This window comes from Paraburkholderia nodosa, from assembly GCF_001718195.1.
GTDB classification, from domain to species: Bacteria; Pseudomonadota; Gammaproteobacteria; order Burkholderiales; family Burkholderiaceae; genus Paraburkholderia; species Paraburkholderia nodosa_A.
The window spans coordinates 34,852-58,137 of the sequence record NZ_MCNV01000009.1 but is presented as its reverse complement, the minus strand read 5'-3'; the positions used below and the strand labels follow the sequence as shown (position 1 = coordinate 58,137).

The 23,286-nt window shown below is 65.3% G+C and carries 22 protein-coding genes; 1 reads left to right on the top strand and 21 read right to left on the bottom strand.

Annotated elements, in window-relative coordinates; translation table 11 throughout:
- Positions 1 to 11: 11 nt before the first annotated feature.
- From hflK to ndk, 11 genes are all read right to left on the bottom strand, one after another.
- Positions 12 to 1,487 (bottom strand): FtsH protease activity modulator HflK, encoded by a 1,476-nt coding sequence (gene hflK, locus BFD71_RS17370; protein ID WP_069265557.1) that lies wholly within the window; start codon positions 1,485 to 1,487, stop codon positions 12 to 14.
- 98 nt (positions 1,488 to 1,585) lie between these two features.
- On the bottom strand, positions 1,586 to 2,770 hold the full coding sequence (gene hflX / locus BFD71_RS17365; protein WP_083245311.1) for a GTPase HflX: 1,185 nt from the start codon (positions 2,768 to 2,770) through the stop codon (positions 1,586 to 1,588).
- A gap of 59 nt (positions 2,771 to 2,829) precedes the next feature.
- Positions 2,830 to 3,066: an RNA chaperone Hfq gene (gene hfq, locus BFD71_RS17360; RefSeq protein WP_027793540.1), complete on the bottom strand. Its 237-nt coding sequence runs from the start codon at positions 3,064 to 3,066 to the stop codon at positions 2,830 to 2,832.
- Positions 3,067 to 3,228: 162 nt separating this feature from the next.
- A complete protein-coding gene (gene der, locus BFD71_RS17355; RefSeq protein WP_069265555.1) occupies positions 3,229 to 4,566 on the bottom strand; it encodes a ribosome biogenesis GTPase Der in 1,338 nt (445 codons plus the stop codon).
- 332 nt (positions 4,567 to 4,898) lie between these two features.
- Entirely contained in the window at positions 4,899 to 6,044 is a 1,146-nt protein-coding gene (bamB, locus tag BFD71_RS17350) for an outer membrane protein assembly factor BamB (RefSeq protein ID WP_069265554.1), read from the bottom strand.
- An 87-nt stretch (positions 6,045 to 6,131) separates the two neighbouring features.
- On the bottom strand, positions 6,132 to 6,761 hold the full coding sequence (locus BFD71_RS17345; RefSeq protein WP_028204134.1) for a YfgM family protein: 630 nt from the start codon (positions 6,759 to 6,761) through the stop codon (positions 6,132 to 6,134).
- 79 nt (positions 6,762 to 6,840) lie between these two features.
- Positions 6,841 to 8,178, bottom strand: coding sequence for a histidine--tRNA ligase (gene hisS, locus BFD71_RS17340; RefSeq protein ID WP_069265553.1), 1,338 nt, complete (start codon positions 8,176 to 8,178; stop codon positions 6,841 to 6,843).
- A gap of 96 nt (positions 8,179 to 8,274) precedes the next feature.
- On the bottom strand, positions 8,275 to 9,582 hold the full coding sequence (ispG, locus tag BFD71_RS17335; protein ID WP_176732906.1) for a flavodoxin-dependent (E)-4-hydroxy-3-methylbut-2-enyl-diphosphate synthase: 1,308 nt from the start codon (positions 9,580 to 9,582) through the stop codon (positions 8,275 to 8,277).
- A gap of 124 nt (positions 9,583 to 9,706) precedes the next feature.
- A complete protein-coding gene (locus tag BFD71_RS17330; RefSeq protein ID WP_069265551.1) occupies positions 9,707 to 10,897 on the bottom strand; it encodes a helix-turn-helix domain-containing protein in 1,191 nt (396 codons plus the stop codon).
- A gap of 200 nt (positions 10,898 to 11,097) precedes the next feature.
- Positions 11,098 to 12,261, bottom strand: a complete 1,164-nt coding sequence (rlmN, locus tag BFD71_RS17325) for a 23S rRNA (adenine(2503)-C(2))-methyltransferase RlmN (protein ID WP_069265734.1) — start codon at positions 12,259 to 12,261, stop codon at positions 11,098 to 11,100.
- A 147-nt stretch (positions 12,262 to 12,408) separates the two neighbouring features.
- Positions 12,409 to 12,834 carry a nucleoside-diphosphate kinase gene (gene ndk / locus BFD71_RS17320; RefSeq protein WP_069265550.1) on the bottom strand — a complete coding sequence of 142 codons (426 nt, stop codon included), beginning with the start codon at positions 12,832 to 12,834 and terminating at the stop codon, positions 12,409 to 12,411.
- A gap of 303 nt (positions 12,835 to 13,137) precedes the next feature.
- Between ndk and BFD71_RS17315 the strand changes: the two genes are divergently transcribed.
- On the top strand, positions 13,138 to 13,836 hold the full coding sequence (locus BFD71_RS17315) for a Bax inhibitor-1/YccA family protein (RefSeq protein WP_042264929.1): 699 nt from the start codon (positions 13,138 to 13,140) through the stop codon (positions 13,834 to 13,836).
- 121 nt (positions 13,837 to 13,957) lie between these two features.
- Here the strand turns inward: BFD71_RS17315 and BFD71_RS17310 are convergent, their stop codons facing one another.
- The 10 genes from BFD71_RS17310 to BFD71_RS17265 all read right to left on the bottom strand — a co-directional run bounded on the left by BFD71_RS17310 (position 13,958) and on the right by BFD71_RS17265 (position 23,188).
- The gene (locus BFD71_RS17310) at positions 13,958 to 14,734 is read right to left on the bottom strand and encodes an MBL fold metallo-hydrolase (RefSeq protein ID WP_069265549.1); all 777 of its coding nucleotides are present in this window, start codon (positions 14,732 to 14,734) and stop codon (positions 13,958 to 13,960) included.
- A gap of 11 nt (positions 14,735 to 14,745) precedes the next feature.
- On the bottom strand, positions 14,746 to 15,885 hold the full coding sequence (bamC, locus tag BFD71_RS17305; RefSeq protein WP_069265548.1) for an outer membrane protein assembly factor BamC: 1,140 nt from the start codon (positions 15,883 to 15,885) through the stop codon (positions 14,746 to 14,748).
- Positions 15,886 to 16,020: 135 nt separating this feature from the next.
- Positions 16,021 to 16,926, bottom strand: coding sequence for a 4-hydroxy-tetrahydrodipicolinate synthase (gene dapA / locus BFD71_RS17300; RefSeq protein ID WP_069265547.1), 906 nt, complete (start codon positions 16,924 to 16,926; stop codon positions 16,021 to 16,023).
- Positions 16,927 to 16,970: 44 nt separating this feature from the next.
- Positions 16,971 to 17,594 (bottom strand): class I SAM-dependent methyltransferase, encoded by a 624-nt coding sequence (locus BFD71_RS17295; protein WP_069265733.1) that lies wholly within the window; start codon positions 17,592 to 17,594, stop codon positions 16,971 to 16,973.
- A gap of 17 nt (positions 17,595 to 17,611) precedes the next feature.
- Complete coding sequence (locus BFD71_RS17290) at positions 17,612 to 18,814, bottom strand: tryptophan--tRNA ligase (RefSeq protein ID WP_069265546.1); 1,203 nt, start codon at positions 18,812 to 18,814, stop codon at positions 17,612 to 17,614.
- Positions 18,815 to 18,818: 4 nt separating this feature from the next.
- Positions 18,819 to 19,484, bottom strand: a complete 666-nt coding sequence (locus BFD71_RS17285; protein ID WP_069265545.1) for a site-2 protease family protein — start codon at positions 19,482 to 19,484, stop codon at positions 18,819 to 18,821.
- A gap of 71 nt (positions 19,485 to 19,555) precedes the next feature.
- Entirely contained in the window at positions 19,556 to 20,194 is a 639-nt protein-coding gene (locus tag BFD71_RS17280) for an L-threonylcarbamoyladenylate synthase (RefSeq protein ID WP_069265732.1), read from the bottom strand.
- Positions 20,195 to 20,372: 178 nt separating this feature from the next.
- Entirely contained in the window at positions 20,373 to 21,203 is an 831-nt protein-coding gene (locus BFD71_RS17275) for a 3',5'-nucleoside bisphosphate phosphatase (protein ID WP_069265544.1), read from the bottom strand.
- Between the two features lie 103 nt (positions 21,204 to 21,306).
- A complete protein-coding gene (locus tag BFD71_RS17270; protein ID WP_069265543.1) occupies positions 21,307 to 22,206 on the bottom strand; it encodes an alpha/beta fold hydrolase in 900 nt (299 codons plus the stop codon).
- Positions 22,207 to 22,267: 61 nt separating this feature from the next.
- Positions 22,268 to 23,188 (bottom strand): ferritin-like domain-containing protein, encoded by a 921-nt coding sequence (locus BFD71_RS17265; protein WP_069265542.1) that lies wholly within the window; start codon positions 23,186 to 23,188, stop codon positions 22,268 to 22,270.
- Positions 23,189 to 23,286 lie beyond the last annotated feature (98 nt).

Sequence of the window (23,286 nt, the reverse complement as noted above, 5' to 3'; positions counted from 1 at the left end):
TGGCGCGCCCCTTATTGCACGTCGCTTTCGCGGCCGCGCGAGCGGAACGCATCGCGTGAACGGAAGGCGTCGCTCGCGGCGGCTGCCGCGTCGCTGGCCGTAGTTGCGGGAGCCGCGCCCTGCTGCTGCGCGTCTTGCTGCTGGGCGCCCGGTTGAGGCCCTGCCTGTGCACCCTGCTGTGGCTCGCTGCCGGCTGCCGGCGCGGAAGCCGCATTGGCGTCCGAAGCCGCGCCTGCCGTTGCCGCACCGGCGCCCGAGGCCGCAGCCGCACCCGTTGCGCCCGCCGCCACGGCGGCGCGCTGACGCGTCGTATCGACGAGCTTGTCGAGCGGCAGATAAATCACGTTGTTGCCCGACTTGCTGTCGACGAACACCTTCGTCGCATTCGAATAGATGTGTTGCATCGTCTCGAGATACATGCGCTCGCGAATCACAGCCGGCGCCTTCGCATACTGTTCGTAGACCTGCGTGAAGCGTTGCGCGTCGCCCTGCGCCTGCGAAACCACGCGCTCGCTATAAGCCTTCGCGTCGTCGACGAGACGCGCCGCCTCGGCCTGCGCGCGCGGCAGGAGCTGGTCGGCATAGGCCTGCGCGTCGCGCTTCGCGCGGTCGCGGTCCTGGCGCGCCTTGGCTTCGTCGTCGAGCGCGGCCTGCACCTGATCGGGCGCCGAGACGCTCTGGATCGCGACGCCGGTCACGCCGAGGCCCGTCTTGTACTCGTCGAGCGAGTGCTGGATCGTATCGGCAAGCTGGGCGCGAATCGGCTCGCGGTCCGCGTACAGCATGTCGTTCGTGCTGCGCGCGCCAACCACGGTGCGCACCGCCGCCTGAGCAGCCTGCGTCACGGTGAGGTCGGGATCGACGCTGCGGAACAGATAGTCGGTCGGCTGCTTGACCTGGTACTGCACGGTCAGGCGCACGTTGAGAATGTCGCCGTCATGCGTGATGACTGCAGCGTCCTTCACGTTTGCCGGACGCACGAGGTTGCTGCGGCCGATCTCGACGGTGCGGATCTGCCCGACATTGACGATTTCGTGAGTCTGGAACGGATACGGCATACGCCAGTGGACGCCCTGGCCAACCGTGTGGCGATACTGGCCGAACTGCAGCACGACGCCGGCCTGGCCTTCCTGCACGACGAAGACGCCGCTGCCCAGGTAGATCGCAATGAGCACGCCGAGAACGATACCCACGCCGATGCGCGCGCCATGACCATTGTCCGGGCGCGGTCCGAAGCCGCCCGGGCCCTTGCCCTTGCGGCCGAAGAAAGCGGACACGCGGCGGTTGAAGTCGCGCCACATTTCGTCGAGATCCGGCGGACCGTCGCCCTTGTCGCCGTTGCCACCCTTGTTGCCGTTATTGCCCGGCGGGCGGCGCCCGTCGTCAGAACGCTGGCCATTGCCGTCGCCTCGACCCCAACGCGGGTCGTTCAACGAGAAAATGGCGCGCGCGCGCTGCCAGCCAGTCCGCTTGTTGTAATCGTTCACCTGTGTTCGTTCACCAGAGTAGACAGCGGGTCAATTGCGTGCGAATTCCGTCGGGGCCGCTGGGCCGGCCTTGCGTGCAAGACAGTGCCGGGCGCGCCTCAGCGCTCGTGTTCAGGTTCCCAGTGAGGTTCTTCCTGTACCGCGCTCCAGTCTGCGGCCAGGGACTGCGGCGCATCGGCAAGCGGCTCGGCAGTCGCGATTTCGGCGATGACGGAGCGCAGCGCATCCAGTCCGACACCTGTGCGGGCGCTCAAAAAGACGCGCGAAATATTACCATATTCATCACGCTCGACCGTTCCGCCGCGGGCCGCCAGTTCCGGCACGGCGTCGATCTTGTTGAAGACCAGCACCTGACGGATCGTGTCCGCGCCGATATCGTGCAGCACGCCGTTCACCTGATCGATCTGATCGAGGCGCACGGCGCTCGACGCGTCCACCACGTGCAGAAGCAGATCGGCCTGCACCGTTTCCTGCAGCGTCGCGCGAAACGCGGCGACGAGCTGGTGAGGCAGTTCGCGGATGAACCCGACCGTATCGGACAGCACGATCTGCCCCACTGCGTCGCCGAGCCAGACGCGCCGCGAAGTCGTGTCGAGCGTCGCGAACAGCTGGTCGGCGGCGTAGGCCTGCGCCTTCGTGAGCGCATTGAAGAGCGTGGACTTGCCCGCGTTCGTATAGCCTACGAGCGACACCGACATCGTGCGGTTGCGCTCGCGCTGACGCCGCTGCGTGCCGTGCTGGCGACGCAGCTTCGCAAGCTTGCCTTGCAGCATCTTGATGCGTTCGCCGATGAGCCGGCGGTCGGTTTCGAGCTGCGTTTCACCCGGACCGCGCAGGCCGATACCGCCCTTCTGGCGCTCGAGGTGAGTCCAGGCGCGCACGAGGCGCGTGGCGAGGTATTGCAGCTGCGCGAGTTCGACCTGCAGCTTGCCTTCGTGGCTGCGGGCGCGCTGGGCGAAGATATCTAGAATGAGGCTCGTGCGATCGACCACGCGGCGATTGAGCGCGCGCTCCAGATTACGTTGCTGGGCGGGCGACAGCGCGTGATTGAAGATGACGATTTCGATGTCGTTCGCCTCACAGGCGAGACGCAGTTCCTCGGCCTTGCCGCTGCCGATGAACATGGCGGCGTCGGGGCTGGAGCGTCGCCCGGTGAGCGTGACAGCGGGAGTGGCGCCCGCGCTTTTGGCGAGCAGGCTGAGTTCTTCGAGACTGGCTTCGAACTCGGTCTTGCCGAAGTCGATGCCGACGAGTGCGGCGTTGATCAAATTAGAGGATGTCAAAATGAAAGCGGCCGGACCAGAGCAGCCTGCGAGGCGCCCCGGGCCGGCCGCGTCATGGGTCAGGACGCTTCCGTATCCGGGTGGAAGTTCACCGGACGGGCCGGAACCACCGTGGAGATGGCGTGCTTGTAAACCATTTGCGTAACCGTATTACGGAGCAACACGACGTACTGGTCGAACGATTCGATGTTCCCTTGAAGCTTGATGCCGTTGACCAGATAGATCGAAACAGGCACGTGCTCCTTGCGCAGCGCGTTCAGAAACGGGTCTTGTAACAATTGCCCTTTGTTGCTCATAGCAAACTCCGTATTTTTTTGCAGGTTTAACTTATATTGGGATGAAGAAAAAGAAATCCACCACCAATCGCTACACTATAGCCGATTCTCGTTCCCCCGCGCGGTTCCTGGCGGTTCGGCCAGGAGGCCTTTGCGGGGTAGCGAACGCTATTCAGCAACAGCCTAGTTTTTCTCTGTATAGGGATTCGTCGAGGAGCGAAACTCTATGCGCAATGGAGTGCCGGTGAGCGAGAAAGTTTCCCGGAAGCGGTTCTCCAGATAGCGCTTGTAGGTCTCCGTCACGGCGTCGAGTGCGTTGCCGTGAATGACGATGATGGGCGGGTTCTGTCCCCCTTGGTGCGCGTAGCGCAGCTTCGGACGCACCGGGCCGCGGCGGCGCGGCTGCTGGAACTCCACAGCTTCGATGAGTGCGCGCGTGAGCTTCGGCGTCGGCAGTTTCGCCATGGCGGCGCCGTACGCGTCGTCTACCGAGCGCATCAGCGGGCCGATGCCGAACTTTTCAGTCGCCGAGATGAAGCGCATTTCCGCGAAGTCGAGGAACTTCAGCTTGCGCTGAAGGTGGTGCTTGGTGCGCTCGCGCGCGTGGTCGTCCATGCCGTCCCACTTGTTCACGCCCACCACGAGCGCGCGGCCCTGTTCCACCACGAAGCCCGCGATATGCGCGTCCTGGTCCGAGATTTCCTGCTGCGCATCGAGCAGCAGAATCACCACGTTGGCATCGGCGATCGACTGCAGCGTCTTCACCACCGAGAACTTTTCGATCGCTTCGAACACCTTGCCGCGGCGGCGTAGACCCGCCGTGTCGATCAGCGTGTACTTCTTGCCGTTGCGCTCGAAGTCCACATAGATCGAATCGCGCGTCGTGCCCGGCATGTCGAACGCGATTACGCGGTCTTCGCCGATCAGCGTGTTGACGAGCGTCGACTTGCCCACGTTCGGGCGGCCGACAATCGCGATTTTGACGCCGTGCTTCGCGGCGTCCTCTTCGCTCTCCTCGGGCTGGTCGGCGTACGCTTTTTCGAGCGCCTCATTGATCATTTCCGTCACGCCGTCGCCGTGCGCCGCGGAAATCGCGCGCGGGTCGCCGAGACCGAGTTCGTAGAAGTCGGCGGCCACAGCGCTGTACTTCATGCCTTCGGCCTTGTTGACGACGAGGAAGATCGGCCGGCCGGTCTTGCGCAGGTAGTCGGCGATGTGCTTGTCCTGCGGCGCGAGGCCATTGCGGCCGTCGCAGATGAACACGACGATATCGGCCTCTTCCACGGCCTGGCGCGTCTGGCGCGCCATCTCGTGCAGGATGCCGTCCTTCGCGACAGGCTCGAAGCCGCCGGTATCGACCACGAGATACGGGCGATCGCCCGTGCGCCCTTCACCGTAGTGACGGTCGCGCGTGAGGCCGGGCAGGTCGGCCACCAGCGCATCGCGCGAGCGCGTGAGCCGGTTGAACAGCGTGGATTTCCCCACATTGGGGCGCCCAACGAGGGCGATTACGGGTTTCATCTGATCTTTTCTACAGTAAGGCGCAGCGCCGGAGAGTCCGGCGCGCTGCGCGGCAAGTCCCGCGCCTGCGGGGCTGCATCAGTTGCAAATTATCACGAAATTCACGAGCTGGGCCGCGGCCCAGCGCCGAAAGCGCGGTGCGGCCGGGGCGGGACGCCGCGCGAACGCCGGGTGGCGCAACGGTGAACGGCGGGGTCGTGGACGCCGCTGTCCCAAAATGCGCATGGCCGGCTTGAGCCGGCCAGCGGGCGAGGCATCGGAACCCGGCGGCTCCAGCGCCTCTTGCGTCTGCTCGGTGCGCCGCTCGTGAGGCGCACCGCCGCAGACGACGCTTAATGCGGACGCAGACCGTACAGGTCGCCGTCCTTCGTCTGGACAACCAGCGTATTGCCAGCGAGCACCGGCGCGGCCATGATCGGGCTGCCGTCGGTCTTCACGCGCGAGACGAAGCTGCCGTCGTCGAGCGAGAGGAAATGCACGTAGCCCTGATAGTCGCCGAGCACGACCGCATGGCCCAGCAATGCGGGCACGCTCACATCGCGGCTCTTGAGCTTTTCGTTCGTCCAGGTCGGCTCGCCCGTCGACACGCTGAAGGCCCTCACGACCGACCAGTCGTCGCCGCCCACCACCGTGCTTTCATCCTGAGCGATGCCGGTCGTGCTCGAGAACGGCTTTTGCCACATCGGACGACCCGAATTGGCGTCGAAGCAACCCAGCTGACCCTGGAACGTGACTGCGCAGGTCGTCGCGCCGACCAGCGTGGGCGGACCGCTCACGTCATTGATGCGCTCGACTTCCGTCACGCCCTTCGGATACGAAACCGGCGTTTCCCAGAAAGCGTCGCCGCTTTGCAGGTTGATCGCCGCGAACGAGCCGCCCGGGAAACCGGCCAGCACGGCCTGTTCGCCCGCGAACGTCATGCCCGCCGAAACGCGCAGGTTCAGCGGCACGGCGCGGTTGCGGTAGATCCACTTCTGCTCGCCCGTCTGGCCGTTGAAGGCGACGATCTGGCCGTCGATCGTGCGCACGACCACGAGGCCGTTGCCGACGAGCGGCGGCGAGATGATTTCGCCCGGCGCCTTGGCTTGCCACGAGAGCTTGCCGTTCGCGTCGAGCACGTAGACGTCGCCCTTCAGGCCGCCGACGGCCGTGAGATTGCCGTCGCTGCCCACGCCCGCCGAGAGGTCGTCCTTGAGCTTGGTGCGCCAGACGTCCTTGCCCGATGCGGCGTCGATTTTCGCGACCGAGCCGTTTTCGCCCGCCGCATAGACGGCGTCGCCCACGGCGACCGGCGCGAACAGATAGCGCCCCGCCTTGCCGACACTCGACTTCCACACCTGCTGGACGTCCAGCGCCGGCTTGAATTCGGTCAGCGGCACCGGCACGCGGCGCACGTCTTTCGTCGATGAGCAGGCTGCGAGAGCCAGGACGGTCATCGCCAGAGCGACGGGCACAACGGTTCGTTTCAGCAGATTCATCGGTGAACGACGCATGAATGAAGTTGGTTTGAATGGTTTCGCAACGCTGCGCGCACGCCCGGCACGCTTCGCAATTTAGCCAGCGACTCAGCCGCCGAGCGCATCCAGCTTGAACTGGATCAGCTGACGCTCGGAAGCGTCGCTCTTCGGCAGGCTGTCGAGGGCCAGCTTGTAGGCCGCGCGCGCGTCGTCACGCTTGCCGGCCGCAGCCAGCAGATCGCCGCGGCCGTCGGCCACGATGCCCTTGAACGGACCCGAATCGGGTTGCGGAATCAGCGCGAGGCCCTGATCGTAGGCCTTTTCGTCGAGCAGGAGCGATGCGAGACGCAGCTTCGCGATCTGGCGGAATTCGTCGTCCTTCGCGTGGTCGGCGGCCCATTGCAGCTGCGCCTTCGCGCCAGCCGTGTCGCCCGCCATATAGAGCGCCTTGGCCACGCCGAGCGCCGTCATCTGCGCGTACGCCGTGCCGCCGAAGCGATCTTCCATGTCCGACGCCACGCGCGTGAGCATGGCCTTGTCGCTGCTGTTCGCGGCCTGCTGCACCTGGTCGTACAGCACGGCGGCCTCGGCCGCCTGGCGGCGCTGCCAGAAGTTCCAGCCGTTCCACGCTGCGAGCGCGAGCAGAACGATCAGCACGACCCACGTAGCGGCGTTACCCCACTGCCCCCACCATGCCTTGAAGCTCTCGATCGATTCCTGTTCGTCGTGGTAACTCATCGCGTAGCGATTCCTCGTTTATTCTGAAGCCTGTTTTCGAATGCGCAGCGACCTGGGCAGCCCCACCGGGGCGGCCCTGTTAATCGTCGCCGTCTTCGGCGGATGCAACCATCGCATTGATCAGATATTCGGTCAAGTCCTCAAGCGCTACCGTTTGTTGCTCGCTGCGGGCCTCCGCGGCCGTGCCGCGCAGCGCCTTCACACCGGCCTCGCCTCTCGCCACTTCGTCCTCGCCGAGTACCACGGCAAAGGCCGCGCCGCTGGCATCCGCGCGCTTCATCTGCGACTTGAAGCTCGCGCTCTGACCGTCGGCGCTGCAATGCAAGATAACGTCGAGGCCCGTATCGCGCAGACGCTCCGCCACGATGAACGCCTTCTCACGCGCGGCTTCGCCCTGGTGAACGACGTAGACATCGCAACCATCTTCTTCCGGCACGAGGTCTTCTTCCTTGAGCAGTTCGAGAATGCGCTCGATGCCCATCGCCCAGCCGCAAGCCGCCGTCGGCTTGCCGCCCAGCTGCTCGATCAGCGGATCGTAACGGCCGCCCGCCGCGACGGTGCCCTGCGCGCCGAGCTTGTCGGTCACCCACTCGAACACGGTCAGATTGTAGTAATCGAGACCACGAACGAGACGCGGGTTGATCTTGAACGGAATGTTGTTCGACTTGAGAATGCGCTGCAGCCCTTCGAAGTGCGCGAGCGAGTCTTCGCCGAGGAAGTCGATCAACTTCGGCGCCTTGTCCGCGATCTCCTGCAGCGCGGGATTCTTCGTGTCGAGCACGCGCAGCGGGTTCGTGTAAAGGCGGCGCTTGCCGTCTTCGTCGAGCAGATCGACGTGCTGCTCGAGATACTTGATGAGCTCGGCGCGATGCGCCGCACGCTCTTCGGCCACGCCGAGCGAGTTGATCTCGAGCTTGATGCCGGTGAGGCCGAGATCGTCCCAGAGGCGTTGGCACATCAGGATGATTTCAGCGTCCGCATCGGGGCCCGCGAAACCGAGCGCCTCGACCCCCACCTGATGGAACTGGCGATAGCGGCCGCGCTGCGGACGCTCGTGACGGAACATCGGGCCGATGTACCACAGGCGCTTCGGACCGTCGTAGAGCATGTTGTGCTCGATCGACGCGCGCACGGCAGCCGCCGTGCCTTCCGGACGCAGCGTGAGGTTCTCGCCGTTGAGCGCGTCGGTGAAGCTGTACATCTCCTTCTCGACGATGTCGGTCACTTCGCCGATGCCGCGCGTGAAGAGTTGCGTATGTTCGACGATCGGCGTGCGGATATTTTGATAGCCGTACGAACGAAGCAGCGACTTCACCGTGGTTTCGAAGAATTCCCACAGGCCTGCCTCCTGCGGCAGGATGTCGTTCATGCCCTTCACGCCCGAGAGCTTTTCGGGCTTGCGTTTTTGTTCAGTCATTGCGTTGCGAATTGGCTTTATGCGGTTGTGCGTATCGAGCGACGAGCGGGCTACATGCGAACTACATGCGAACTACAAGCGGATCGACCGGCTTGCTCAGTTCGTCGCCTCGGCCTTGCCGTACTTGCGCGCGACGTAGTCGCTCACGATCTGCTGGAATTCTTCGGCGATGTGCTCGCCGCGCAGCGTCTTCACCTTCTCGCCGTCGATGAAAACCGGCGCCGCGGGGTTCTCGCCCGAGCCCGGCAGGCTGATGCCGATGTTCGCGTGCTTCGACTCGCCCGGACCGTTCACGATGCAGCCCATCACGGCGACGTTCATCGTCTCGACGCCAGGATACTCGTCGCGCCACAACGGCATCTGCGCACGCAGATAGCCCTGGATCTGCGAAGCCAGCTCCTGGAACAGCGTGCTGGTCGTGCGGCCGCAGCCGGGGCATGCGATGACCATCGGCGTGAACGAGCGCAGGCCCATGGTCTGCAGGATTTCCTGGCCGACCACGACTTCGCCCGTACGCGCACCGCCCGGTTCCGGCGTGAGCGAGATGCGGATGGTGTCGCCGATGCCCTGCTGGAGCAGCACGGAAAGCGCCGCCGTCGAAGCGACGATGCCCTTCGAGCCCATGCCCGCTTCCGTGAGGCCCAGGTGCAGCGCGAAATCGCAACGCTTCGCGAGTTCCTGGTAGACGGCGATCAGGTCCTGCACGCCGCTCACCTTGCACGACAGGATGATCTTGTCGCGACCGAGGCCGAGTTCGACCGCGCGTTCCGCCGAGCCGATGGCCGACTGGATGAGCGCTTCGTACATCACGCTTTGCGCTTCCCACGGCTCCTTGCGCGCGCCGTTCTCGTCCATCATGCGCGCGAGCAGATCCTGGTCGAGGCTGCCCCAGTTCACGCCGATACGCACCGGCTTGTCGTACTTGATGGCCGCTTCGATCATCTGCGCGTACTGCGTGTCGCGCTTCGCGCCCTGGCCCACGTTGCCCGGGTTGATGCGGTACTTCGACAGCGACTCTGCGCAGGCGGGATAGTCGCGCAGCAGCAGATGGCCGTTGTAATGGAAGTCGCCGACGAGCGGCACCATCACGCCCATGCGGTCGAGCTGTTCGCGGATATGCGGGACGGCCGCCGCCGCTTCCGGCGTGTTGACCGTGATACGCACGAGCTCCGAACCCGCCTGCGCGAGTTCCTTGATCTGGATCGCGGTGCCGATGGGATCCGCGGTGTCGGTGTTGGTCATCGACTGCACGCGCACCGGCGCGTCGCCGCCGATCGTCACCAGCTGGCCGCCCCAGCGCACATGCACGGCATGCGACTTGCGGCGCGGCGCGTGGCCGCCGAGAACCGGCTCGTTCGAGCAGATCTGACTGTTGCTGGTCGGGGATTGCGTTTCGCTTTGCATCGAAAAACCCATTTACGCCTCACGCGCACTAGCGCCGGCTAGCCGGCGGCGGCACTGCGTGAATTGAAAAAGCGTCGCGGCCGGCAATGAGACTTGCCAGGCCGCGACGCATGCCATGTCCTGATCAGGGCAGCACGAAGCGCGCGACATTGCCACGCGCCGACGCGTATTTCGACGTGTCGACCGGCTGGCCGTCGATGGTCATCGACTCGATGCCGGCCTTGTTGCCCACGGTGACCTTGAGCGGCTCGGTGCCGCTGATCTCACGCGCGTCGCTGCCGTGGATCATGCCTGAGAACACTTCCTTCCCATCCTTCTGGCGCACGCTGACCCAAGTGTCCTGCGTCACGCGGATCGCGAACGTCGAGGTGTCAGCGCCGTTGTCGACTGCCGCGCTCTGCGCTGCCGCTGCGGCCGGCGCGCTCGCCGCCTGAGCGCGCGCAGCGCTGGCCGCGTTGGCGACGGCCGCCGCCGGCGCAGCGCTTGCAGCCGCGGGCTTCGCGGCCTGCGGTGCCGGTGGCGTCGCTTGCGGCGCGGGTTGCGCAGCTTGAGGCGCCGGTTGCGCAGCTTGCGGTGCGCTCGCCGCAGCGCCTTGATCGGGCGCCGCGTTGGCGTTGTCGCCTGCATCGTTTGCGTCAGCCGTCTGCGGCGCTGCGGACTGATCCGCGCCCTGCGCGTCCGATGCATCCGCGCTGCCGGTTGCAACACCCTGCTGGACCGTCGGCGACGATGCGCCCGTCTGCACGCTCGCGCCGTTGGCCATCGCCTTCAGGCGCGCAAACCACGCCGACGATTCGCCGCTGTTCGTGTGCCACATGGAGATGGCAAGCACCGCGATCACGATGATCGCCACGCCCCACAACCACGAGGCGCGGCGGCGCGGAGCCCGTGCGCCGCTGCCGCCGAGCGAAAGCGAAACGCGGCCGCGCGGCAGATCGGAGCCCGCCGAAGCCGGCATCGACAGATCCGGCTGCGCCATGCCGCGCTCGCGGCGCAGCGCCTGCGTGAACGGCGCGGAATCCGTACCGAGCAGCTTCGCGTAGGCGCGCACCACGCCGAGCGCGAACGTCGTGTCCGGCAGATGGCTGATATCGCCCGCTTCGAGTTCGCGCAGCTTCGACACCGACACCTTCAGGCGCGCCGAGACGTCTTCGATCGCCCAACCCTTGGCCTCGCGCAGTTGCGCAAGACGCGCGCCGGCTGCGGCCAGCGTGTCGGGCACTGCCTGCACCGGCGAAGGTGTGGCGCCCGGCGCCGAACGACCTGCGTTGCTGTCAGTTCCGTCTGTCCCGAAAGGGTGCTGCGGCTCGCTCATCCCAAAGTCCTTGCGTCGATTCTTTTCAATACTGCAACCGGTTGGCGCGTCCCGCCCCGCCTCTACCCGATTCGCAGACCGTTTATAACAAAATGCGCGGCCAGTGTGCCGCTTCCGATCGCTTCTGCAACGTTTCTTTTACTACTGCCTACGGCCGCGCGTTTCCCCCGCACGCCGCCGTCTGCCCTCCTGATGCCGGTTCAGTGCTGAACCGGCCGTACTTCGATGACCTTGCCCGCGGCCCGGCCCGTGCGCTCAGCAAGGCGCGTGCGGTCCTTCACCTCGCCGGCAAGCTGCCCGCAGGCCGCGTCGATGTCGTCGCCGCGCGTCTTGCGCACGGTCGTGACGACGCCCGCATCCATCAGAATCTGCGCGAAGCGCTTGATCTGGTCCGATTTCGAGCGCAGCAAGCCCGACTCGGGGAACGGATTGAACGGGATCAGATTGAACTTGCACGGCACGTCACGCGTCACGGCGAGCAACTGGCGTGCGTGCTCTTCCGTGTCGTTGACGCCGTCGAGCATGCAGTACTCGAACGTGATGAAATCGCGCGGCGCGACCTCCAGATAACGCTGGCAGGCCGCCATCAACTCACGAAGCGGGTACTTGCGGTTGAGCGGCACCAGTTCGTCTCGCAGCGCGTCGTTCGGTGCATGCAAGGAAACGGCGAGCGCCACGGGCAGTTCGGCCCCGAGACGATCCATCATCGGCACGACGCCCGACGTGGAAAGCGTGACGCGCCGGCGCGACAGGCCGTAGGCGTTGTCGTCGAGCATCAGGCGCATGGCGGGCACGACCGCGTCGTAGTTCAGGAGCGGCTCGCCCATACCCATCATCACGACGTTCGTGATGACGCGCTCGCCCTTGCCGTCACCGCCGGTCGCCCGGCCTCCAGCCTCGCCCAGAAGCGAGGCGCGCAGGGCGAATTCCGCCATGCGCAACTGGCCGATGATCTCGGCGGTGGTGAGATTGCGTGAAAAACCTTGCTTGCCGGTGGAGCAAAACCGGCAATTGACCGCGCATCCCGCCTGCGAGGACACGCACAGCGTGCCGCGGTTGTCTTCGGGGATGAACACGGTTTCGACCGCGTTGCCGTTGCCGACGTCCACGAGCCACTTGCGCGTGCCGTCGGAGGAAACGTTGTCGCTGATGATGCCGGGCATGCCGATGATGGCGCGCCCTTTGAGCTTCTCGCGCAGCGATTTGGCCAGATCCGTCATGCCGTCGAAGTCGGCGGCGTTGTACTGATGGATCCAGCGCTGAAGCTGTTTGGCGCGAAACGGCTTCTCGCCCAGGCTCTCGCAATAGGCGACGAGCCCTTGGGCGTCGAGATCGAGAAGGTTGACGGTGGAACTGCTCGTCATGTCGAATCCTGCCATTTCAGTGCGAGAGCGCGCTCACCGCCCGCGCTGCCCGGCTGCCTGCGCATTTGCGCGGCATCGGGAACTGGACGGTGAGCGTCATCGCCGTTCGCGACCCTATGCTACTACTGCAGTCAGCTCGCGCCGTGCTTAGCGCGAGTAGACGTTGACTTGCGGGAAGAAGAACGCGATTTCCACGGCTGCCGTTTCAGCGGCGTCCGAGCCGTGCACGGCGTTCGCGTCGATGCTGTCGGCGAAGTCGGCGCGGATCGTGCCCTTCTCAGCCTTCTTCGGATCGGTTGCGCCCATCAGATCGCGGTGCTTCAGGATAGCGTTCTCGCCTTCCAGAACCTGGATCACGACCGGACCCGAGATCATGAAATCGACGAGGTCCTTGAAGAACGGGCGCGCTGCGTGAACAGCATAGAACTTCTCAGCGTCGGCGCGCGAGAGGTGAACCATGCGGGAGGCAATGATCTTCAGGCCAGCGTTTTCGAAGCGGCTGTAGATCTGGCCGATCACGTTCTTCGCCACTGCGTCCGGCTTGATAATCGACAGGGTGCGTTCGATCGCCATAAAAACTCCAGAAAATTAAGAGGTTACAGATTCAAATGAATCCGCAATTGTAGCATGTTCCCATGTATGATTGCGATTGAACCCTCATACCCCGGCAAACCGGGGCAAATGAGCGCAAGCCGGTCACATTCACTGCGCTGCCGTACCATTCAGAACGGCTTAAGATTGGCGGCATACGCTGTGCAAAGATAACGGAAACTGTGTGGCAACCCGTTGAAACTCTGGGTCGGCGCACTTATCTTATGGGGGAGCGGACCGCGCATCTGCGCGCCCTCACCCACGCGTCTCACGCAAGGAGAAAGCATGAACGAGTATCCCTATAACTTCGGCCGCGGCGGCAGCGTCACCTCGGCGGAGACCCGCAACCGCGTACTGCGCAATACCTACTGGCTGCTCGCGCTGTCGATGGTGCCGACGGTGCTCGGGGCGTGGGTGGGCGTCGCGACCGGCTTCTCGCTTTTTGCGGCTACCAGCCCGGCCATGAGCCTGCTCGCGTTCTTCGCGATCGCCTTCGGCTTCATGTTCGCCATCGAGCGCACCAAGAACAGCTCGGTGGGCGTGTTCGTGCTGCTCGGCTTCACGTTCTTCATGGGCCTGATGCTCTCGCGCCTGCTGTCGTTCGTCCTCGGCTTTTCGAACGGCCCGCAGCTCATCATGCTCGCGTTCGGCGGCACCGGCATCATTTTCACCGCCATGGCCACCATCGCCACGGTGAGCAAGCGCGACTTCTCGGGCCTCGGCAAGTGGCTCTTCATGGGCGTGATCGTGATCCTGCTGGCCGGCGTCGCGAACATGTTCCTGCAGCTGCCCGCGCTGATGCTCACGGTTTCGGTGCTCGCCATCGCGATCTTCTCCGCCTATATGCTGTTCGACGTACAGCGCGTCGTGAACGGCGGCGAGACGAACTACATCTCGGCCACGCTCGCGATCTATCTGGACCTCTACAACGTGTTCACGAACCTGCTCGCCATCCTCGGCATCTTCGGCGGCAACCGTAACTAAAGCGCAACTAGCTCTGACGCGGCCGGATCGAAAGATTCCGGCCGCAGAAAGCAAAAGCCCATGAGTTTCGTCATGGGCTTTTTTTCGTCTATGCGTTTTGGCTGCCTCTCGGGCGCGGGATTCAGAGCGCGATCCAGTCGAAACCCTCGGCTTGCGAAGCGACCCCGATTTGAGTCGCGGCATTTCCCAGAACCGCGGCCATCGCCGCACGCGCAAGCTCCGGTGTGTTGTTTTGCTGGCTCAGGTGCGCAGCGATCAAGTGGCGCAGCTTCGCGCGGTCGAGCCCCGCGAGGATGCCGCCGGCCGCCTCGTTGTTCAGGTGACCATGCGACCCGCCGATACGCGCCTTGAGCGAAGCCGGATAGCGGCTCGTCGCGAGCATTTCGAGGTCGTGGTTGCATTCGAGCACCAGTGCGTCACAACCGCTCAGCACATTGCCGATATGCGAGGTCGACTCGCCGACGTCGGTCAGCACGCCAAGCCGGCTCGCGCCGTCGCTGAACACGAACTGGAGCGGCTCGCGCGCGTCGTGCGGCACCGTGTAGGGCAACACGCCGAGTTCGCCGATCTCGACCGTCTCGTCGCCCCACAACACGTTGAGTTCGATGCCTGCGGCGTCGTCGGCGCCCACGGCCTGCGCCGTGCCCCAACTCATGTAGAGCGGAATCGACCAGCGGCGCGCCAGCGTGAGCGCGCTGCCGATGTGATCGCTGTGTTCGTGGGTGATGAGAATCGCGGTAAGCGAGTCGGCGGCGAGGCCCGCGCGGGCGAGGCGCCGTTCGACTTCTTTCGCTGAGAATCCGCAGTCGAGCAGCACGCGCGTGGGCGTCGTGCCGCTGCCTGCTTCTACGACCAGTGCGTTGCCCTCGCTGCCGCTGCCGAGGCTCGCAAATCGCATCTCAGCGCACGTCAGTTCAGCTGCGCGTGGAGCGCGGAGACGATACGCTGGGCGTCCGACGAGGTGTCGATACGGCCGGTCTGATCGACCACGGCGACCTGGGTCGAATTACCCGACGAGCGTACGGCCACGCGGTATTCCGGCCCCTGATCCTTCGTGGCCTTCTTCGGGTTGTAGAAAAGCTTGCCGAGGAGGCCATCGCCCTTGAGCTCCTGCATCGAATCGGCGTAGCGCACGTAGTAGAGGCCCTTCTCGCGGTCGCGGTTGTCGACTGTAAAGTTCGTGCGGTCGAGCGCGAGGCCCACGCGCAGCCATGCGGTGTCGAACGCTTCGGGCAGATCGAGCGTCGTGCCGTCAGGACCGGCGGCGATCTTGACGCCAGCCGTCGACGGGCGCGCGTCGGTCAGCAGTTGCTTGGACTGCGCGTCGGTCAGGCCGAACTTCTGCATGATCTTGGCGAGGAAAGCGGCTTCGAGCGCCGGGTCGCGCGGACGCTCGACCCATTTCGACCCCGTCTTGTCCTGCCCCGTCAGCACTTCTTCCATGGCGTTATGGGTGACGGAAATGTCCGTTTGACCGTCCGGGCCACGCGAAACCAGCACGCGGAAGCGGTCGCGCGTGCCCGACGAGTACGCGAAGTCGATCACGCGGCCGATCGTACGGCGGAACCAGTCGTCCGGAATGTTGGCGCGGTTCTCGGCCCAGTCGGTCGTCATGATGCCCGTGGACGGCGAATCGGTCGTCAGCGTGAAGCCATTTTCCGTCCAGAATTCCTGCAGCTGCGGCCAGACGTCGTCAGGCGAGCGGCCGTCCACCACGAGCCAGCGGCGGTCGCCGTCGCGCTCCACGTGCATACCGAACGGGTCCTGCGCATCCGGCACGCCGAGCGTGGCGTTGCCGGCCGGCATGACCGTGCGCTGAGCTGAGCCGCCCAGCGTGATCGTGGGCGGCGGCGCGACGTACTTCTGGTCGTTTGGCGCCGACGACAGATCCTGCGGCACATTCAGCGGCGGCGCGGTCGGCGTGTCCTTGTAGTTGACGCGATCGGACGCGAACATGTCGTTCAGCGACTCGCAGCCTGCGAGCGAGCCGAGGGCAAGCGCCAGCACCGCCATGCGGGTTGCGTGGAGGGAAAAAGCGGAACGTTTCATGTGGGCCTTCGTGATACGGGAACGCTAAGCCTTGCTCTGCGAGACGGTGGGCCGAGGTCGGTCCGAAGTCTTTCAGTGATTGGGCGGCTGGGCCGTGGCGGCGTCGGTTGATAAATCGGCGGCTGGCTGATCGGATCAGCCAGCCAGACCGGCTTCGCGCAGCGCGGCACGCACCACGTCGTGGTAGCGCGCGTCGAGCGGCGTGAGCGGCAGTCGGATGCCGCCTTCGATGCGGCCGAGTTCCTGCAGCGCCCACTTCACCGGAATCGGATTCGATTCGATGAACAGGTTCTTGTGAAGCGACAACAACTTCATATGGATCTCACGCGCCGCTTTCGCGTCGCCGGCGAGCGCAGCCTTGCACAGGTCGCTCATCTGGCGCGGCGCGACGTTCGCGGTCACCGAAATATTGCCGTGGCCGCCAAGCAGCATCAGCGAGATCGCCGTGGGATCGTCGCCGCTGAAGATCTTGAAGCCTTTCGGCGCATGCTTGATGAGGTGCGCGGCGCGGTCGATGTTACCCGTCGCTTCCTTCACCGCGATGATGCCCGGCACTTCGGCCAGACGCAGGATGGTTTCGCTCGCCATGTCCGCGACCGTACGGCCCGGCACGTTGTAGAGGATGACCGGCAGGTCCACGTCCTCCGCGATTTTCGCGAAGTGGCGGTACATGCCTTCCTGGGTCGGCTTGTTGTAATAGGGCACGACCTGGAGCGACGCCTGTGCGCCCACTTCCTTCGCGTGCCTCGTGAGTTCGACGGCCTCGGCGGTGGAATTGCCGCCGGCGCCCGCGATGATCGGCATCCGGCCGGCGGCGTGCTCGACCGCCGTCTTGATCATCAGGATGTGTTCTTCGACGTCCAGCGTGGCGGACTCCCCGCTCGTACCGACGACCACGAGGGCATCCGTCCCCTCTTCCACATGCCAGTCGATCAGTTTGCGGAATGCCGGCAGATCGAGACTGCCATCCTCGTGCATGGGGGTGACGATCGCGGGAATGCTGCCTTGCAGCGTAATGCCGTCCTGAGTGCCGTTAGCCATGAAACGCCAGAAAAATGAGTCGGTTAAACCGCGATTGTAGCGGATTAGCCGGTCAGATCGTAACGCGTTACGGGTAGGCCCTGGTTCTCAGGTACATTACCAGCGCTTTCGGGGGACACTGAGGTCGTTTTTTCCCGTACCGCGCAGATGCGTTGAATGTACGCCTCACGCGGCTGCGAAAGAAATCCGTCCTGATAGGCGACTACCCGCAGCGCAGGCGTACAGACGGCCAATAACTCGCCGGGAGCGAGCAGGAAAGCGGGGTTCGATGGCTTTCCCACCGTCTCGTTGCCCTGAGCGAAGGTTTCGTAGATCAGGATGCCGCCCGGCGCCAGTGCCTCGATGAGACGGGGCATGAGCGGGCGATGCAGGTAGTTCGTGACGACCACGGCGGCAAAGCGGGCGTCCGGCGCGAGCGGCCATGGCGCGCCTTCGAGGTCGCACTCTAGCGTCGCGACGCCGGCTACGTCCTGCAACGTGGCAAGCGCGGCGGCGTCGCGATCGAGCGCCGTCACCGGGTGGCCCTGACCAGCCAGCCAGCGCGTGTGCCGCCCGGCGCCGGAGGCGACGTCGAGCACCGTGCCACCGGGCGCGATGAGATGCGCCCAGCGGCGCACCCACCGCGAGGGCTCGGAGAGCCCGTGGGCCGGCGCACCGGCGGCAGGCATCGACGTCATCGGCTCGATCAGCTGTACGAGAGGCCCATGGCCTCACGCACGTCGCGCATCGTCTCGTTGGCAAACTTGCGCGCCTTGTCGCAGCCGTCCGCGACGATTGCACGCAGCAGCGACGGATCGTCCATGTACTTCTGCGCGCGCTCGAGCATGGGCTGCTGCTCGCGCAGGATGCCCTCGATCACGGGCTGCTTGCACTCCAGACAACCGATGCCGGCCGAACGGCAGCCCTTCTGCACCCAGTCGTGCGTCTGCTCGTCCGTGTAGACCTGGTGGAGCTGCCACACCGGGCACTTGTCCGGATCGCCCGGATCGGTGCGGCGCACGCGCGCGGGGTCGGTCGGCATGGTGCGGACCTTCTTCGTGATCGACTCGGCGTCTTCGCGCAGGCCAATGGTGTTGCCGTACGACTTCGACATCTTCTGGCCGTCGAGACCCGGCATGCGCGAGGCTTCCGTGAGCAGCACCTGCGGCTCCGGCAGGATGATCTTGCGCGAGCCTTCGAGGTAGCCAAAGAGACGCTCGCGATCGCTCATCGAGAGGCTTTGCGACTCCGAGAGCATCGCGCGGGCCTGTTCGAGCGCCTCTTCATTGCCTTCCTGCTGATAGGCGTTGCGCAGCTCGTGGTAGAGCTTCGAGCGCTTGCCGCCCAGCTTCTTCGCCGCATCGTTGGCCTTCTCTTCGAAGCCCGGTTCGCGGCCGTACATGTAGTTGAAGCGGCGCGCCATTTCTCGCGCCATCTCGACGTGCGGCACCTGGTCCTCGCCCACCGGCACGAGCGACGCGCGGTACAGCAGGATGTCGGCCGCCATCAGCACCGGGTAGCCGAGGAAGCCATAAGTACCGAGGTCTTTGTCGCGCAGCTTCTCGATCTGTTCCTTGTAGGTCGGCACGCGTTCGAGCCACGACAGCGGCGTGCTCATGCCGAGCAGCAGCGAGAGCTCGGCGTGCTCGGGCACACGGCTCTGGATGAAAAGCGTGGCCTGGTTCGGGTCGATGCCCGAAGCGAGCCAGTCGATCAGCACGTCCCAGACGTTCTTCTCGATGACATCCGGCGTTTCATAGTGCGTGGTGAGCGCATGCCAGTCGACCACGCAGAAGAAGCACGGATACTCGGACTGCAGGCGCACCCAGTTTTTCAGCACGCCGTGATAGTGGCCGAGGTGCAGCGACCCGGTGGGCCGCATGCCGGAGAAGATACGGTCTGGGAACATGATGTTATGAAAAGAGCGACACAAGAGGGGTAAGGATGGCTGTGACCGCGTCGTAACCTAGACTTACGAGCGGGCGCAGCCAGAATCGCGTGAAGATGCCACTCACGAGCAACCCCATCACGATGATGAAACCATAGGGCTCGATACGGGCGAGCGCAATGCTCGCGCGAGTGGGCAGGAGTGCCCCGAGCACGCGGCCGCCGTCGAGCGGCGGCAGCGGAAAGAGGTTCAGCACGCCGAGCACGAGATTCACGCCCACGCCGGCGGCGGCCATGCGCGTGAAGAACGGCTCGTTCACGCCGAGCACCGCGAGTCCCACGCCGAACACGCCCCATACGATGGCCTGCACGAAGTTGCACAGCGGCCCGGCCGCCGCGACCCACAGCGTGCCCCAGCGCGGATTGCGCAGATTGCTGAACGCGATCGGGACCGGCTTCGCGTAACCGAATACGAACGCGCCGTTGGTCAGGAAATAGAGCACGAGCGGCATCGCGATCGTACCGATCGGATCGATGTGGCGCATCGGGTTGAACGAAACGCGGCCGAGCACATACGCGGTGTTGTCGCCGAGCATGCGCGCGACGTAACCGTGCGCGGCCTCGTGCAGCGTGATCGCGAAGATCACGGGCAAGGCGTAGACGACGATCGTCTGAATCAGATTGGCTTCCATGGCGGGCTATTGTATCAATGCGTCAATGCGCTCAGGCCACGGTCATGCCGCGTTCATCCGCGCCTGTCTCATCACGCCTCTTCTTCTTCGATGCCGAACGGCGCCAGCGAACCCCGCCCCGGCCGCACGAGCACAGGCTCCTCGCCAGTGAGATCGATCACGGTGGACGGCTCGCACGGGCACGCCCCGCCGTCGATCACGAGATCGAGCTGTTTCTCGAGACGCTCCCGAATCTCCTCGGGGTCGTTGAGCGGTTCGGTGTCGGGCGGCAGGATCAGCGTGGTGGCAAGCAGCGGCTCGCCCATTTCTTCGAGGATCGCGAGCGGAATCGGATGACCGGGCACGCGCAGGCCGATCGTCTTGCGCGACGGATGCGAAAGGCGCCGGGGCACTTCCTTCGTCGCCACCAGCACGAACACATACGGCCCCGGCGTCACCGACTTGATGAGCCGGTATTGGCGGTTGTCCACCATGGCGAAGTTCGCGAGTTCGGACAGGTCCCGCACCATCAGCGAGAGCAGCGCCTTTTCGTCGAGCCCGCGGATGCGGCGCAGGCGCTCGGCGGCGTGCTTGTCGTCGATGCGGGCGGCGAGCGCGTAGCTCGAATCGGTCGGCAATGCGATCACACCGCCGTCACGGATGATCTCCACCGCCTGCTTGACGAGACGCGGCTGCGGGTTTTCCGGGTGAAGCCGAAAGAACTGGGACATGGCAGTAATCAGCTGACGAATGCAATGAAAACAGCGGGCGATGAAAACAGCGGGACGGTGCGCGAAAACGGCGGACGACTGCACGTAGTACCACAAAGCGACGACAAGGCGGGATTGGCCGGCGCGAAACGCCTTGCAGCAAATGGGCGGAGTCAGTGGGCCGCGCGCAGTGCGCGGCCTACAGCCATCGCTCCCAGACAGGCTTGAGACCGGAAGGCAAAGGCGGCAGCATGCCCGGCTTGATCGCGTCGGGCCCGGGCGCATGGAAGTCCGAGCCGCGCGACGCCTCGAAGCCAAAGCGCCTCGCAACGGCCGCGTACTCGGCGTACTGGTCGGGCGTATGGCTGCCGGTAACGACTTCGATGGCCTTGCCGCCCAGATCGATGAATTCGCCGAAGAGCGTGTCGAATTCGAGTTGCGTGTAAGCGTAGCGGCCCGGATGCGCGATGATCGCCTCGCCGCCCGCCGCCTTGATCCACGCTACGGCGTCGGCGAGCCTGGCCCAGCGGTGCGCGATGTAACCGGGCTTGCCTTCGCCGAGCCAGCGCGAAAACGCGTCCTGGGTGTTCTGCGCACGGCCGCTTTCGACGAGAAAGCGCGCGAAGTGAGTCCGCGAGACCAGGTCGGGATTCGAGACGTACTGGAACGCGCCTTCGTACGCGTCGGGAATGCCGAGTTCGCCGAGCCGCTCGCCAATGGCTTCGGCGCGTGCCGCGCGGCCGTCACGCGTGCGCGCGAGGCCGTCGACGAGCGCAGCGCACTCCGGATCCACATGCAAGCCGACGATGTGCACCGTGCGCGACGCCCAGGTGACCGAAATCTCGACGCCGCTCAAATAGCGCATACCGAGCGCCTCGGCCGCTTCGCGCGCTTCGCGCTGGCCGCCGAGCACGTCGTGATCGGTGAGCGCCCACAAGCCCACGCCACCCGCTTTCGCCAGCTGCGCGACGGCGGCTGGGGCCAGTTGCCCGTCGGAGACAGTGGAGTGACAGTGGAGATCGGCGTTCATTGGATGCGGGAAAAGGATGAACGTCCATTTTACTGCAACGCGGTGAAGTCGACGGGCGGCGCCTCGCGCCTGGCGGGCCGCCCGAATAAGCGCGCGATGCGCTTTACGCTCCCGCGCAGAACGCCTCGATCAGGCGCGCGACCTCTTCCGGCTGGTCGTGATGCACCATGTGCCCCGCCCCGTCGACGATACGCTCGCGCCAGTCGGGAAATGCCTCGAAGCGCTTCTTGAATTCGCCGATGGGCACCGCCCCCGCGAGCCGCACAAGCGTTTCGGAACTGGCCGCTTCGACGTGCAGCACCCTTGCGCTCACCTGCGACCAGATCGCCATCACCTCGTCGAGCTGGTACAGCAGCGGACCGCGCATCTTGTGCGCCGGATCGCCGAGCAGCACATAACCGCCCTCGCCGTCCGGCTTCGACCAGTGTTCCGCGAGAAAGCGCGCACGCGGTGCGATCAGACGCGGATTGGTCTTCACGAGCCGCGCGGCCACCTCGTCGAGCGACCCGTACGTGCGCAGTTGCGGCGGCGTGCGCACTTCGTCGAGCCACTCGCGCATGCGGCCCGGCGCCTGTCTCGGTGACGGCGCCGGCATGCCGAAGCCCTCCAGGTCGACCACGCGGCGCACACGCTCGGGCCGCACGCCCGCATAGAGGCACACGATGTTCGCGCCGAGACTGTGGCCCACGAGATCCACCTGCCCGTCGGGCGCGTAATGGGCGAGCAGCGCGTCGAGATCGGCGAGGTAGTCGGGGAACCAGTAGTGACTGCCCTGTCCTTGCGCAACGGGCCAGTCGGAGAGGCCGAAGCCGCGCAGGTCGGGAGCGATGACCTGCCAGTCACCGCCGCGTTCGTCGAGCGCATCGACGACGAACTGGAACGACGCCGCCACGTCCATCCAGCCGTGCAGCATGAACAGCACGGGCGCGCTCTCGGCGCCCCAGCGGCGCACGTGCAGCCGGATGCCATTGACGTTGACGAATTCGGACCGGGATTGATTCATCTGCGTTGCCGCAAAAAAGAATGGTCGTTCGATTATATAGCCGCCGGGCGTTCGCGGTACGTCATTCGCTCGAGTGACGCCCCGCTGACTGCTTCGAGGCGGACTGTGCCGCGGCGTCCTGGGCCGCCAGCGTGTCCAGTTCGGCGTCGTCGAAACCCGCCGAGCGGCGCGCCTCGAAGTTGAACGGACCGCGCATGCGCGGCGCGTGGTACTGCTGCGCGAGCGCGAGCCATGCCGCGTGCGGGTCGAGCGCGCGTGCCTCGCAAAGGTGGCGGAACCAATGGTTGCCGATGCGCACGTGTCCCACTTCGTCGCGCAGGATGATGTCGAGGATCGCGGCCGATTCGTCGTCGCCAGCCTGCTTCAGGCGCGCGCGGATGGGCGGCGAGGCGTCGAGCCCGCGCGCCTCCAGCACACGCGGCACGAGCGCCATGCGCGCGAGCACGTCGGCGCTGGTGCGCTCGCACATCTCCCACAGGCCGTTGTGCGCGGGGAAGTCGCCGTATGCGTGGCCATAGTCGGCGAGCCGCGCACGCAGCAGCGAGAAGTGATACGCCTCTTCCGCCGCGACCCTGAGCCAGTCGGCGTAGAACGCGTCGGGCATGGCGGGGAAGCGCCAGACGGCGTCGAGCGCGAGATTGATCGCGTTGAATTCGATGTGGGCCAGCGCGTGCAGCAGCACGACGCGGCCCTGTGGCGTGCTCATGCTGCGGCGCTGCAGTTCGCGCGGCTCGACGAGCGGCGGCTCGGCCGGGCGGCCAGGCAAGCCGTCCGGCGTCGGGATGACGCGCTGCGGCTCCCAGCGAGGCGCAGCGGCCTGCGCCTGACTCTGCGCGTGCAGTGCGCGCACCGCATCGGCCTTGGCGACCGGGACGCATTCGCGCAGCGCGGCGAGCGCGGCGAGGCGCCAGCAGTCGGGCTCGGCATCGGTTGGTCTTGAGAGATCAGCACTTGCGCTGACGGCGGAAAAAGCGGAATTCATCGGCAGAAGAAACAGGGACCGAAAAGCGGAAATACAAGACGCGGGCGCGGGCGCCCGAAAAGCGCCCCGAGCGGACCGCGCACGCAACCGTTTACAAT

Bases quoted from the DNA above. Each gene is read 5' to 3' on its own strand.
- BFD71_RS17310 (WP_069265549.1), bottom strand. From the start codon at position 14,734: ATGCGATTTGCGAGCCTCGGCAGCGGCAGCGAGGGCAACGCACTGGTC.
- ndk (WP_069265550.1), bottom strand. From the start codon at position 12,834: ATGGCGATCGAACGCACCCTGTCGATTATCAAGCCGGACGCAGTGGCG.
- BFD71_RS17290 (WP_069265546.1), bottom strand. From the start codon at position 18,814: ATGTTCCCAGACCGTATCTTCTCCGGCATGCGGCCCACCGGGTCGCTG.
- bamB (WP_069265554.1), bottom strand. From the start codon at position 6,044: ATGAATCTGCTGAAACGAACCGTTGTGCCCGTCGCTCTGGCGATGACC.
- BFD71_RS17280 (WP_069265732.1), bottom strand. From the start codon at position 20,194: ATGTCCCAGTTCTTTCGGCTTCACCCGGAAAACCCGCAGCCGCGTCTC.
- rlmN (WP_069265734.1), bottom strand. From the start codon at position 12,261: ATGACGAGCAGTTCCACCGTCAACCTTCTCGATCTCGACGCCCAAGGG.
- hisS (WP_069265553.1), bottom strand. From the start codon at position 8,178: ATGACTGAACAAAAACGCAAGCCCGAAAAGCTCTCGGGCGTGAAGGGC.
- BFD71_RS17265 (WP_069265542.1), bottom strand. From the start codon at position 23,188: ATGAATTCCGCTTTTTCCGCCGTCAGCGCAAGTGCTGATCTCTCAAGA.
- BFD71_RS17295 (WP_069265733.1), bottom strand. From the start codon at position 17,594: ATGCCTGCCGCCGGTGCGCCGGCCCACGGGCTCTCCGAGCCCTCGCGG.
- der (WP_069265555.1), bottom strand. From the start codon at position 4,566: ATGAAACCCGTAATCGCCCTCGTTGGGCGCCCCAATGTGGGGAAATCC.
- BFD71_RS17285 (WP_069265545.1), bottom strand. From the start codon at position 19,484: ATGGAAGCCAATCTGATTCAGACGATCGTCGTCTACGCCTTGCCCGTG.
- BFD71_RS17345 (WP_028204134.1), bottom strand. From the start codon at position 6,761: ATGAGTTACCACGACGAACAGGAATCGATCGAGAGCTTCAAGGCATGG.
- BFD71_RS17315 (WP_042264929.1), top strand. From the start codon at position 13,138: ATGAACGAGTATCCCTATAACTTCGGCCGCGGCGGCAGCGTCACCTCG.
- dapA (WP_069265547.1), bottom strand. From the start codon at position 16,926: ATGGCTAACGGCACTCAGGACGGCATTACGCTGCAAGGCAGCATTCCC.
- hfq (WP_027793540.1), bottom strand. From the start codon at position 3,066: ATGAGCAACAAAGGGCAATTGTTACAAGACCCGTTTCTGAACGCGCTG.
- ispG (WP_176732906.1), bottom strand. From the start codon at position 9,582: ATGCAAAGCGAAACGCAATCCCCGACCAGCAACAGTCAGATCTGCTCG.
- BFD71_RS17330 (WP_069265551.1), bottom strand. From the start codon at position 10,897: ATGAGCGAGCCGCAGCACCCTTTCGGGACAGACGGAACTGACAGCAAC.
- bamC (WP_069265548.1), bottom strand. From the start codon at position 15,885: ATGAAACGTTCCGCTTTTTCCCTCCACGCAACCCGCATGGCGGTGCTG.
- BFD71_RS17275 (WP_069265544.1), bottom strand. From the start codon at position 21,203: ATGAACGCCGATCTCCACTGTCACTCCACTGTCTCCGACGGGCAACTG.
- BFD71_RS17270 (WP_069265543.1), bottom strand. From the start codon at position 22,206: ATGAATCAATCCCGGTCCGAATTCGTCAACGTCAATGGCATCCGGCTG.